A 2,242-nucleotide genomic window follows, 5' to 3' on the forward strand; every position below is an offset into this window, starting at 1 on the left:
TACAATACAATACAATACAATACAATACAATACAATACAATACAATACAAGCCATAATTATAATTTTTGGCTATTTTTTCATTGCAAAACTAAAAAATTATTTTATATCTTTAAACGCTTTCTTTGGCGTCTACAAATAAATATTAAAGGCGGTATTTTATGAAAAATAAAAAACTGTTCTTTAAGATTTATATTCCTTTTGTAGTTATTACTATTATATTTTTTGCCGCTTTGTCGCTATTGGGAAATAAAACGAGAGTCGGATATTTACAACCTATGTTTTTTATTCACAATATGGAAGAAACATTAAGATTAAACAATTTGGAAAATATAAAAACGAATTTCATTATAGACAAAGAATTAGACGAAGAAAGATGGAAAAATTATTTACTCACTAACGAAACGATTAATATCTATAGTTATGGAATTAAAATGGGATATTACGATAAGGTATTTAGACATAGCGATATTTACGATGTTTATCCCGATTTAAGTAATTTGCCAAAATATATAACGGAAGCCGAAATGTGGAGAGAAGGAAATCCTTTTGGATATTTAATTTCCACTAAAATAATTACCGAAGAAAAAATTGAAAATATTAATTATACATTAAAAATCAAAAAGAATATTATAAATATAATTGCATTTTTGTATCCGTTAATTTTAATACTATATTTAATAAACTATTTTATCAAATATATTATAATTAACGATAAAATTCATTTTATAAAAACATATTATCAAAATAGTTTTTATAATTTAGTCGATAAAAAATATATTTTCTATTTGGCAATATTTCTAATATTATTATTTTCTTTATTCGTAAGAATTTATTGGGCTTCAAAACAAGAAGGATTATATTGGGACGAATATCATAGTTTGAGTTTTTCCAATTATGGATTATTTGCAGACGATAAATTGAATTTAGAAACCGTTAATAATACGCTTGGATACGATATTTTAAAAAGTATTACAATAGATAATTCAAGTATCGAGGATTGCATAAACGATATAAAAAGATTATATAAGGATACTGACGACCCTTTTATAAGCAATTTGTATTATACTTTATTACGATTTGCCTTTATCGAAAGAGAAGTCGTAAACATAAAAAATATAATAATCACTGGAACTATTTTAAATTGTATTTTTTCTATTATTTCTTTTATATTTTTACTTAAAATCCTAAAACTAATATTTGAAGATAAAAAAGAATTTATAATATTTTCTTTACTGATTTTTTCTCTGTCGCCAATATCGATAAGTTTTTCTATGTTTTTGAGAGCTTATCAAATGCAGGAAACTTTTTTTATCGTAATTACTTTTATCGTTATTAACACGATTTACAATAATAAATATTCTATACAAAATTTAATTTTTACTTCAATAATTGCGGGAATTGGCTATTTGACTTTATATTCTTCGTTGTTGTTCGTTTTGATTTTATCTGCAATGTTATTTATTAATTATTGCTTAAATATTGATAAATTGGAATTTATAAAAAATAAATACGCGATATTAAATCCTTTACTAAAAATAAAAAGTTATAAAATAATAATATATTACGCGCTCGCTTTTATCTCGGCATTATTTGTCGCAAGAATATTATATAATAGTTTTTTCGCTTCGTTGTTTAACGCTAATAATCGGGCGTCTTCGTCTTTGGCTTTTTCTGGAAAATTATTTAATTATATTAATAATTTATCTTTCAATACATTACTATTAATTTTATTAATAGTATTCATTTTATATGTAATAATGCAAATTCTAAATAAAAAAGAATTGAATATAATTTTAGAAAAATCAAAATTCAAATTATTAATCTTTATTATTTTATTAGGTTTGATATTTGCAATATTGGGAGATTTGACTTCTCCGTATAAACTTGAAAGATATTCGGCGTCAAGTTATATACTGATATTATTTTTTATTCCTTTGATTCTTTCGTTTATTTCCAATTTGAAAATCAGAATTATTTTATTTGCTTTAATATCTATAATTTATATGGCTAATATAACTACTCCAAAAAGGTTTGTTTATTTTGAAGTGATAGATAAAAATAAATATGTTGTGAGAAATGATTATAATGTTTACGGTTATAAATCTTTTATCAATTTTTATGATTTTCATTATTTGAATACTAATCTTTATTATACATATTTAAATGACGGCAACGAATTAAATTACATAAAAGAAAATAATTTTTACTTAATTACAAATCCTAAATATATTGTCGAAATTG

The 2,242-nt window shown here is 22.2% G+C and carries 1 protein-coding gene; it reads left to right on the top strand.

The features are described 5' to 3' along the window. Positions 1-159 precede the first annotated feature (159 nt). Positions 160-2,242 (top strand): RNA-binding protein (locus EZH24_RS10555; protein WP_137999085.1); only part of this gene is annotated, 2,083 nt, incomplete at its 3' end.

It is taken from the genome of Brachyspira catarrhinii (assembly GCF_005518285.1).
GTDB lineage: Bacteria > Spirochaetota > Brachyspiria > Brachyspirales > Brachyspiraceae > Brachyspira > Brachyspira catarrhinii.